The 10,117-nt window shown below is 64.1% G+C and carries 7 protein-coding genes; 4 read left to right on the top strand and 3 right to left on the bottom strand.

Going from position 1 to position 10,117, the window contains the following annotated elements; genetic code table 11:
- Positions 1 to 455: 455 nt before the first annotated feature.
- The 3 genes from ABIB27_RS10785 to ABIB27_RS10775 all read left to right on the top strand — a co-directional run bounded on the left by ABIB27_RS10785 (position 456) and on the right by ABIB27_RS10775 (position 4,388).
- Entirely contained in the window at positions 456 to 1,028 is a 573-nt protein-coding gene (locus ABIB27_RS10785) for a recombinase family protein (RefSeq protein WP_354216256.1), read from the top strand.
- A gap of 78 nt (positions 1,029 to 1,106) precedes the next feature.
- On the top strand, positions 1,107 to 4,073 hold the full coding sequence (locus ABIB27_RS10780) for a Tn3 family transposase (protein ID WP_354216255.1): 2,967 nt from the start codon (positions 1,107 to 1,109) through the stop codon (positions 4,071 to 4,073).
- Positions 4,074 to 4,079: 6 nt separating this feature from the next.
- A complete protein-coding gene (locus ABIB27_RS10775) occupies positions 4,080 to 4,388 on the top strand; it encodes a Tn3 family transposase (RefSeq protein ID WP_354216370.1) in 309 nt (102 codons plus the stop codon).
- A gap of 186 nt (positions 4,389 to 4,574) precedes the next feature.
- On the opposite strand, the gene ABIB27_RS10770 is transcribed toward ABIB27_RS10775, so the two are convergent.
- From ABIB27_RS10770 to ABIB27_RS10760, 3 genes are all read right to left on the bottom strand, one after another.
- Complete coding sequence (locus tag ABIB27_RS10770; RefSeq protein ID WP_354216254.1) at positions 4,575 to 5,255, bottom strand: polysaccharide deacetylase family protein; 681 nt, start codon at positions 5,253 to 5,255, stop codon at positions 4,575 to 4,577.
- Positions 5,256 to 5,548: 293 nt separating this feature from the next.
- The gene (locus ABIB27_RS10765) at positions 5,549 to 8,302 is read right to left on the bottom strand and encodes a bifunctional lysylphosphatidylglycerol flippase/synthetase MprF (protein WP_354253868.1); all 2,754 of its coding nucleotides are present in this window, start codon (positions 8,300 to 8,302) and stop codon (positions 5,549 to 5,551) included.
- A gap of 76 nt (positions 8,303 to 8,378) precedes the next feature.
- Positions 8,379 to 9,101: a phosphatase PAP2 family protein gene (locus ABIB27_RS10760; RefSeq protein WP_354216252.1), complete on the bottom strand. Its 723-nt coding sequence runs from the start codon at positions 9,099 to 9,101 to the stop codon at positions 8,379 to 8,381.
- Between the two features lie 154 nt (positions 9,102 to 9,255).
- Here ABIB27_RS10760 and ABIB27_RS10755 point away from each other — a divergent pair, with 154 nt between their 5' ends.
- Positions 9,256 to 9,939, top strand: a complete 684-nt coding sequence (locus ABIB27_RS10755) for a response regulator transcription factor (RefSeq protein WP_354216251.1) — start codon at positions 9,256 to 9,258, stop codon at positions 9,937 to 9,939.
- Positions 9,940 to 10,117 lie beyond the last annotated feature (178 nt).

Raw genomic sequence — 10,117 nt, 5'->3', positions numbered from 1 at the left:
CTCGTTCGTCCAGCCAGAGCCGCGCCCGCTCGGTGACTGGACCCAAGACGATCATGATTGCGGTAACAGACATGGTGCACACCAATCCGCACCCCCAGCCAACAGCCGGTAACTAATCGCCAACGGCGAGGCCGACGCGGAAGCCGGCATCCGACATGACCGAGATGTAGCTCACACTATACTCCCCGCGCGGGAGCCCCCTATTGCGGGCGTGCCCCCGCGGCTGTGACCGAAGAGGCCGTGATTACAAGGACCAGCCCTTACGCCATCGACGTTGTTCATTCGACGTTCAACCAGAAGGTGTGCCCGACGTCTGGAGCCGTGTCCGATTACGATCGTTCGCAATACACTCCAAGTCGCGTTCGAAGAGGCGCGGAAGCGCGCGGCCCTATTTGTAATGGTTGCCGTGTACCCTCCTATGTAACGTCCAGCCGGCTTACTGATACGTTTTGGGAATGCGAATCGGATACGGACGGGTTTCAACCCATGACCAGCACCCCGAAGCCCAGCACGACGCCCTGACAACGGCCGGCTGCGAGCAGATCTTCATTGACACAGCCTCCGGAAAACTCGCCCGCAGACCCGAACTCGACAAAGCGCTACTCTCGGCCAACCGGGCAGGCGATCAGCTCGTCGTCACCAAACTCGACCGGCTCGGCCGGTCGCTGGAAAACCTCATCGAACTCTCCAACACACTGCAGGTGCGTGGTGTTGACCTGGTCGTCCTGGACCAGGGCATCGACACGTCCACGGCCATCGGCCGGATGTTCTTCCAGATCCTCGGCTCGATCGCCGAGTTCGAACACGCCCTGATGTCCGAACGAACCCGCGACGGCCTCGCCGCTGCCCGTGCGCGGGGCAGGACCGGCGGGCAGAAACCAAAGCTCGGACCCCGCCAGGTCAGGCTGGCCCGCGAAATGTATGAAGAAAAAGGCCCCGACGGCAAACGTGCCCACACGGTCGAGCACATCGCCCAGGAGTTCGGCGTCACCCGGCCCACCATCTACCGGCACCTCGGCAAACCATGAACAGTGGGTCCTGCAGGTCACATCAGAACGACGGCATGTCCGCAGGGCACGCCGGCGTAGCAGATAAGGATTTCTGAGGTGGCACTGCGTTCTTTACTCACGGCTGCCGAGCGTGGCCAGATCCTGGCAATACCCACACGAGCAGAGGACGTTGCAGCCAGTTACACGCTCAGTGAGGCGGATATGTCGTTGATCCGCCAGCGTCGCGGAGACGCGAACAGGCTGGGCTTCACTGTCCAACTGGCTCTGCTGCGACACCCGGGTATCACGATGGCCGAAGACACCCAAGTGCCCCCTGAACTGGTTTCCTGGCTGGCCTCCCGTCTGGTCATCCCCGCCGATGCATGGACAGACTACGGGCAACGTGAGGAAACGCGGCAGGAGCACGGCAGGGAGATCCGCGCGTATCTGGGCATGTCCGCGTTCGGCATTGCAGACTTCCGCCAGGTCATGGAGCACGTTGGCGATGTCGCTGCTCAAACCGACAAGGGCTTGCTCCTGGTTGAAAGCGCAAGAGATTTCCTGCAGGCAAAGAAGGTCGCTTTGCCTGGGGCCAGCGTCATTGAAAGAGCCTGCGCCCAGGCCCTGACCAGGGCGAACCGGAACATTTACGCCACCCTGTGTGAGCAGATGTCCGTGGAACACCGCAAACGACTGGACGGTTTGCTTCTCCGTCGCCCCGATAGTTCATCGACCGAAATCGGCTGGCTGCGGCAAGCACCCCTGCGTCCCAACGCACGGGCGATGAACGAGCACATCGACCGACTCGCTACCTGGCGTGCCCTTGATCTCCCGTGGGCAGCGAGCCGCCTGGTTCACCGGAACAGATTGCTGAAGCTCGCCCGGGAAGGTGCAGCGATGACCGCGGCGGATCTGTCCAAGTTTGAACCGGCACGCCGGTACGCGACCCTCTTTGCCATGGCCACCGAAAGCATGGCAACCGTCACCGACGAAATCATCGAACTGCACGACAGGATCATTGGCCGTCTCATCCGGACCGCGCAGAACAAACAAAACCAGTCCGCCCTGGCGTCCCGATCCACCGTCACAGCCATGATGCGGATGCACTCAAGGCTCGGTGATGCCCTCTTCGAGGCAAAGGAAAACGGCGAAGACCCCTTCGCCGCGATCGAAACAGCCATCGGCTGGGAATCCCTGGCCGAAAGCATCGCCCAAGCCAAGGAAATGACCAGGCCGGCCTTCGAAGATCACCTGGCCCTCGTCAGCGCACACTTCACCACGCTTCGCCGCTACACTCCGGCGTTCCTTGGAGTCCTTGACCTCCATGCAGCCCCCGCAGCACAAGACCTCCTGGCAGCGATCAACGTCATCCGCGCCCTGAACACCACCGGTGCCCGGAGGCTCCCGGACGATGCGCCCACCTCATTTATCAGGCACCGCTGGAAACCGCTGGTCTTCACCGACGACGGCCTGGACCGGGGCTTCTACGAGTTCTGCGCCCTCACGGAACTAAAGAATGCGCTGCGTTCCGGAGACATGTGGGTCGCCGGATCGCGCCAATTCCGCGACTTCGACGACTACCTTCTTGCCCGCCCCGACTACACGGTCATGAAGACCGCCGGGAAGCTGCCGCTGATCACGGCCGACGGAAGTGCTCACTATCTCGAGGGAAGGCTTGCCCTCCTTCAGGAGCGGCTGAAGGAAGTCAACCAGGTGGCGTCCCAGGACGAACTGCCCGGGGTACTAATCACCGAGAAAGGGGTGAAAATCACCCCGCTCGAGACGATCGTCCCTGCGCACGCGCAACCACTGATCGACCAGGCAAGCGCCATGTTCCCACGGATCCGGATCACCGACCTGCTGATGGAAGTCGATGCCTGGACCGGGTTCACCCGCCACTTCACCAACCTCAAATCCGGCCAACCCTCCAAGGACAGGCAGCTGCTGCTCACCGCGATCCTGGCCGACGGAATCAATCTGGGACTGACCAAGATGGCCGAGTCCTGCACCGGCGTCACCTACGCCCAGCTGGACCGCCACCAGGCAGCGTACATCCGGGACGAAACCTACAGCGCCGCACTGGCGGAACTGGTGAACACCCAGCACGGCCACCCTTTCGCCGCACAGTGGGGCGACGGCACCACTTCGTCCTCTGACGGGCAGCGCTTCCGGGCCGGCAGCAAAGCCGAATCCACGGGACATGTAAACCCCAAATACGGCGCCGAGCCCGGCCGGCTGATCTACACGCACGTCTCGGACCAGTACTCTCCCTTCCACAGCAAACTCATCAACGTCGGTGACCGCGACGCGACCTATGTCCTGGACGGGCTGCTCTATCACGAGTCCGACCTGGCCATCCAGGAGCACTACACCGACACGGCCGGATTCACCGACCACCTCTTTGCCCTCATGCACCTGCTCGGCTACCGGTTCGCACCACGGATCCGCAACATCGGCGGCACCCGCCTCTACACCCCCACCAGCGGGCAGGAGCATTCGACGTTGGCACCGTTGATCGGCGGGACGATCAACACAAGAACAATCGCCTTGCACTGGGATGAAATCCTCCGGCTCACCGCGTCCATCAGAACCGGCACCGTGACCGCGTCCCTGATGATGCGCAAACTCGGCGCCTACCCCCGCCAAAACGGGCTCGCCCACGCGCTGCGGGAACTGGGCAGAGTGGAACGGACCCTCTTCCTGCTCGACTGGCTCCAGGACCCCGGACTCCGCCGCAAAGTCACCGCAGGCCTGAACAAGGGCGAGGCCCGGAACACCCTCGCCCGGGCCGTGTTCTTCAACCGCCTCGGCGAGATCCGCGATCGTTCCTTCGAGCAACAGCGATACCGGGCCAGCGGGCTGAACCTTCTCACTGCGGCCATCGTTCTCTGGAACACGGTCTACCTCGAGCGCACCATCACCACCCTGACCAGCAAAGGCGGCCACGTCGATCCTGACCTGCTGCGGTTCCTCTCACCCCTGGGCTGGGAACACATCAACCTCACCGGTGACTACACCTGGCCCCGCGCCAACCACATCAAGCCCGGCAAATACAGGCCACTACGACGCCCGGCAAAACCTTAGCGTCGGATATTTCACTTTTTCACAAGCCGCCCCTTCTACGGCAAAAACCGTGATCTGACCGGCCCGGACCGGGAAACGACCGAGGTATCCATGCTTGCTCTGCACCTGCTCCAATCCTCGCTGGTCCTGGTCAACACGTTGATGCTGCAAACCGTGCTGGAGGTCCCGGAGTTCAACGAACTCCTCGAGCCAGAAGACCACAGGGGTCTCACCCCGTTGTTCTGGACCCACATCAACCCTTACGGACGATTCACCCTCGACATGAACACACACTTGGACCTGGGCCAGATATCTGCGGAACCGGATGCCCGTTAGCGGGTCCGCCGATGACGTCATTGTCGTGGTCTTTGTCCTGCGCGCCGCTGCCCGTGAAGCCGGTCATGGACCGTTGGAGCGCCTCTGGCCCGAATCACTGACGGGCCCGCCGTGATCCAACGTCTGGTGGGAACGGCCGCGGTATGAGGCAGTCTCGTCCGGCAGCGTCTTGTTGTGTCTATCGGGTCAGGTATCGGTGAGTGGCACGGGGATGACTCCCGCGGCGCGCAATGCCGGCAGTGCGCGGACGATGCCGGCGGCCGTTCCTCCGGTCGGGTGGTTGGCGTGGGCGATCACGATTTCCCCGGCCCTGGCTGCGGTGATTTCGCGGAATACCACCGCGGCGGGGTAGGTGGCGCCGCCGTCGCCGTTGGTGCTGAAGGAGACCGGGACCATTCCCATTGCATGGACAATCCGGACAGCGACGTCGTCAAGGTAGGCGGTTCCCGACCGGAAATATCGGGCAGCCCTGCCGGTGAGACCGTGAATGGCGTCCTGGTTTGTCATGACCTCGTCGTAGATTTCGGCCACGCTGGCGGTCCCGGGGATGCCGTAGGCGCTGCGGCCGGAGACCGAGAGCGGCACGTGTCGGGTGCCGTGGTTGCCGATTTCGAACAGCGGGTTTTCGGCCAGTGACTTCGCCGGTCCCGGGTTGGCCCTGATCCATCGTAAGTTCAGGAAAAATGTGGCCGGGGTGCCCGTTTTTTGCAGGGCATCGATGAGGTTCTGGTCCACGGCGTTACCGCCGGGGCCGCCGCAGCAGTCAAAGCTCAGAGCGATGCCCGCGTTTCCGGGAGGAAGATGGGTGAGGACTCCGGGAAGCTGAAGCCCCCAGGCCAGGGGCGCTTGCCCTGTGAAGGTTGCCACGATCTGTTCCTTGCCGGGCGGGGACGGTAAGGGCTCCGGAGGGAGAGGGGCTGGTGGAAGGCCCGCCGGGGCGCCGGCGCCGGCGGTAGCGTTTTCCGGGCGGTCTGTACGGTTCTCGGGTGGATTTTGGCATCCGGTGAGGGTCAGCGCGGCGGAGAGGATGAACGCACGACGGCTGGCGGCTGTGCCCGGATGATTTCGATCAGCTGACCCCATGGCCGTGTCCGTCCTTTCTCTGTCCCGTCTTGCGGCCGCCGTGTTTTTAGGTGCAGGCATCCGGGGGTTTCGATTCGTCATTCCTTATTCTTCCCCGGTGTTCCGGGCCGGGATGGCGGCTGACGGTATGGTATTTGACCCGGATGCTGGCCGGAGCGGCTCCCGGCCGGGGGCGTTGGCGCCGGGAGGTTTATCGCCGGGACGCGGTCGTGTGCGCCGGGGCGGTCCGGTGTTGTGGGACGCCGTCCGGCGGGGCGGGAGCGTGTGGGCCGGCGGAGTATGCGGCGGGCCAGTGTCAGGCTTTCACCGAGGTTGATGGTGGGGAGGTAGGCCCGGGTGATGGCGTTGGCTATGGCCGGCAGCGCCGCGGCGTCGGGGTAGAGCATGTAGAGGGGTTCGTAGCGTGGCTGGAATTTTGCTTTGAATGCCAGTAGGGACCTGAATCCGTAGATGGGTTCCAGGGTTGCGCCGAGCCAGCTGAGCAGCCGGTCCAGGCTTCCGGAGGTCTGCGGCCCGGCTGGTGTAGGTCTGGGCGGTGCATCCGCGTTCAGCCTGGCCAGGGGGCCCCCGGAGAGGCTGATGAATCTGTATCCCTGGTCTTTGAGGCTGAGTGCGGCGGAGGCGATGAGGAATTCGATGCCGGCACGGAATCCGGTGCGGCGGCGCCGCATGAAGTCCAGGGTCCAGCCTTCGATGGTGCCGTTGTTGTAGACGGGCAGCCAGGAGGCGACCGCGTGGACCGTGTGGGTGCTATCGATGGCGAGCAGCAGGCGGACGTCGGGGTCGATGAGTTCGTCGAGGCCGCCGAGGGTGAATCCCATTTCGGGCATCTTTTTGTCGGCCACCCATTCTTCGGAGATTTCCTGGATTTGGGCCAGTACGGAGAAGGGCGCGGTCGCGTAGGTGGTCCATTCGGCGCTGATGCCGGCTTTGGCGGCGTTGTTCATGGCCGTGCGGATGTCCTGGAATTTCTTTCCCCGGAAGGACACCGCATCCAGTTCCAGGATCGTTTCCTGGGCAACCTGGACTGAGTCCCAGCCGAGAGACGAGGCGTGGTCGCGCAGTTCCTGGGGCACGGAGTAATAGCACGGCGTCCAGCCTTGCCGAGTGCAGAACCTGGTGAACTCCTCGAACGCGGCTTTACTCTGGGGCCGGGGTCCGACCGGGACTCCGAGTGTCAGGGCGATCCCGGCGATGACGCGGTAGGCGATGAAGCTTTCACCGGTGGAGGAGAACCAGTAGGTGTTCCCGGGCCAGGTTGTCATCCAGGACAGGGTGCTGCCTTGTTGGGTTTTCAGTATTTCCCGGGCGCGGTCGGTGCCGGCATTGTGTTGGGTCGGGGCCGGGTGCAGGAAGGTTTTCAGGACCAGGACGGCTGTGACGGTCCAGAAGGTGACGCCGATGCCCTCGTAGAGCAGAACCGCCGGCGTGCTTTGCGGGAAGAACGCCGGGGCGAGATCCAGCATGTAACCCAGTGGTAGGAACCTGTCGGGAATGTCTGCCAGCAGTTCTCCCGGTCCCGGCCCGGGCGTAAAGCCGTCGGCCAGGACAGTACCGGCGGCCAGATAGATGGCACTGAGGACAGCTGCGGCGGCTCCGGTCCGGGCCGCGAGCTGTCGGTAGGTCCCCGCCGGGGCTGCCACCGGGAAGAGGCCACGGGAGATCAGCAACACGATGGTCAGCACCACGGGCAGAAGTAGCGGCAGCACCAGAGCGAGAGGGTGCGTGTACCCGGCGGTTTCGATGGCGCCGATCCCCTCGACGGCGGCGGTGTCCGGTGCTGCCGGGTACAGGACTCCGGCGATGGTGATCCCGGCCAGCACGGACAAACCCAGCTGGATCAGCACGGCGGCGGCCCATGCGAAGCGGCGTCCACGGCGTAGACCGTCTGCGAGCAGCACTAAGAGAAATGACGGGAGGATCGCCATGAAGATCCCGCCGGCGCCGGCGCGCAGTTGAAGTTGCGCGCCGGCGCATTCCTTCGCTTGTCCCGGGTCGGCGCACAGGGATTGGAGTGTCGCCGGGTCCACGGGCTGAATGTTGGTGAATAGGAAACGCAGCACCGACAACGGTCCCGCGGCGTGTGGCGTCAGGCCAGCGACGACGGGCCCGATGGCCGATACGGCGACAAGGAGCGCGATCAGGACCCGGCCTTCATGCCGGGAGCTGACAGGGCGGACGAACCGGGGCCCCCTGCCGTGCAGGACCGGGCCCAGAAGGGCCCCGGCCCCTGCGGCACCGAGGCGGACCAGGTCGGCGAACCCGCCGCTATAGAGGGCCAGGAGTACCAGCAGGGCGAAGACGACCAGGCGGACCCGCCGCCGCCACAGCGTCGGCATCATTGCTGACCCCGCCATGACGGCACCGGTCATGAGCGCACTGGGGCCCAGGAAGATGTGCCCGCTCATTTCCTGGGTCCAGGTCCCCATGACCTGCTGTGCAACTGTGAGGAACCCGAGAGCGGCAGAAATTCCGAGGACTTGAGAGCCAAGGGCCGCCGTGGCGAATCTTAGGCTCCCCATCCGGGATTCCAGGGCCAGCCCGACCACGAGCACAACGGCGCTGCCGAGCAGGTACCCGGCCAGGTTTTGCGCCCACACCCCGGAGGTCAGCAACGCCCACCAGTGACCGGGAAGGGAATGCGCTGTCGCCGCTACGTTGGGACGCAGAGTGCCGGCCGGGCCGGTGATGAGGCTGGAGGACAGTGCGCCCGCGGCCCAAAAGACCAGGACAAAACCTACTGTGACCGGGGCTCGGCGGAGATTTCCGATCCGGGACAGCCAACGCCCTTGGCGGGTAACGGTTCCAGAATCCAGCGGTGGCGCTGCCACGGGAATTCCTTTCAGCAGATGCGGAGGGAGCGGAAATTCAACGAGGATATCCCGCCGGGTTGCTGGTCCTGTGGGGTCATTGCCGCCCCAGCGTTCTTGCCTCGAACCCGCGGATCAGGCCAATGCCGGAGATCCGCGGCGCTACGAGATTATTCCATACCGGCAGCCATGCCAGGATCGCCGCGCTGCTTATCAGGACAGACCCGATCACATCGCTAAGGTAATGCACCCCGAGGTACATCCGGGAGAACGCCACAATCGCGACGAAAAGTGAGCCTGCGGCCAGAACCGCCAGGCGCTGCCCGGCGCCGTGGGCTAGGACCAGCACGGCCGCCAGCGCCAGTGCGACAGCGAAGGCCGTGTGCCCGGAGGGGAAGCTGTTGTTGCCCGTTTCAGCGATCAGCGCTCCGGTCGCCTCGGCAGGCGGCCGGGAGCGGCTGACCAGGATTTTGCCGGCCGTTGAGGCCAGCCACCCGACAGCAACAACGGAGCCGAACGCCAGCGCCTGAACCGGGCGACGGCGGGACCAGAGCAGGTACCCGCAGATCGTTATCACCAGCGCCAGGGCACCGGCCGGTCCAAGACCGTAATGAATGGCCTCACTGACCGCAATCAACGCACTGTTCCTCCCATGGCTCAGGGAGATGTCCAGGCCCAGCTCCGGGGCCAGTGGTCCGAAGGACTTCGCCGCCATCCCCGCCGCGGCCGTGGTGGCGAACAAGGACGCGGCCACGGTGACCCACCACCAGGACTGCAGCCCCGGGAAGATCGTGGTCCGGCGGGCGGGGGAGGAATCCATGGTGCAGTCCTGACGGTATGAGCGCTGATGCGCCGGGGTGCCACCAGCTTGCGGCACCTGCCCTGAGAAAAAACTGAGAGCCGCTCCGCCGCTTCTCAGGTTCCGCTCAACGGGCGTCCGGGATACTGCAAGTACCAACGAAAGGGGGCCGGGCATGCGGGTGCTGCTGGTCGAGGACGAAAAAATGCTGGCCGAGACGGTCCGGCGCGGACTCACTAATGAGGGCTTCGTGGTCGACATTACCCATGACGGGGTCAGCGGCCTGTGGGCTGCTACGGAGAACCCGTACGACGTGATCCTGCTTGATCTGATGCTTCCGCTCAAAAACGGGTACGACGTTCTCAAGGAACTCCGGGAGCGGCTGATCTGGACACCTGTTCTGATGCTCACGGCAAAGGACGGGGAATACGACCAGACGGACGCATTCGATCTGGGAGCCGATGACTACCTGACAAAACCCTTCAGTTTCCTCGTGCTCGTCGCCAGGATCCGTGCCCTGATCCGCCGTGGCGCCCCGGAACGGCCCGTCACCCTCACCTTGGGGACGCTGTCACTGAACCCCGGCAGCCGCAACGTCCGCCGGGGCGATTCCCTCATTGAATTGACAGCCCGGGAGTATGGCCTGCTGCACTACCTGATGCGCAGCCATGACCAGGTCGTGTCGAAATCCCAGATTCTCGACAACGTCTGGGACCCGGCGTTCGAAGGCGGCGACAACGTCGTGGAAGTTTACATCGGGTATCTGCGGCGCAAGATCGATAGCCGCTTCGGTCTGCAGACCCTGACCACCGTCCGGGGAATGGGATACATGCTGACCGCTGACCGGCCAACAGGATAAAAAGTGATGTCCGCGCCCGGCTCTCCTGCTCCGGTGCAACGAGCGGCGCGTGGTGGGGGCGGGCCTGGCCGGCTGGGACTCTAAGCCTTGATCCACCGATGAGGTTGGGATCGGGTCCGGCGTTTTAAACACGAAATGCCCGTCTTTTGGGGGAAAATATGGCTTACCACAGTCAAAA

The organism is Arthrobacter sp. UYEF21 (assembly GCF_040546085.1).
GTDB lineage: Bacteria > Actinomycetota > Actinomycetes > Actinomycetales > Micrococcaceae > Arthrobacter.
The sequence above is the reverse complement of the archived record's forward strand: the minus strand, read 5'-3'. Positions and strand labels throughout refer to the sequence as shown.